The sequence below is a fragment of the Dorea sp. 210702-DFI.3.125 genome (assembly GCF_020560945.1).
Taxonomy (GTDB): domain Bacteria; phylum Bacillota; class Clostridia; order Lachnospirales; family Lachnospiraceae; genus Dorea; species Dorea formicigenerans.
The window spans coordinates 1-306 of record NZ_JAJCNF010000111.1 but is presented as its reverse complement, the minus strand read 5'-3'; the positions used below and the strand labels follow the sequence as shown (position 1 = coordinate 306).

General features: G+C 41.8%; 1 protein-coding gene. It reads right to left on the bottom strand.

Annotation, left to right across the window (positions count from 1 at the left end):
* Nucleotides 1-306 (bottom strand): tyrosine-type recombinase/integrase (locus tag LI164_RS16525; protein WP_227087390.1); only part of this gene is annotated, 306 nt, incomplete at both ends.

Genomic DNA, 306 nt, shown 5'->3' with positions numbered 1-306 from the left:
AGAACTCATAGTAAACTCTGTTTTTGTCTTTTACTTCTCTGTAGTAGTTTTTGTGATAAAGTTCTCCGTACTGCATCCGGTTTTTAAGCTGTTCCTTTCGGGCATTGCGAAGAATCTCTGTCAGCGTATCTCCAAAATCAACAATCCTTACTTTCTTCCGCTTGGTTGGTCCGATGATATTCTTGTGCCTTGAACCATCATAACGGATGCTTCGTCTGATTGTAAGGCACTGTTCTTCAAGATTTACATCCTGCCATGCCAGACCACAGGCTTCACCGATACGAAGTCCTGCATAATAAGCTATCT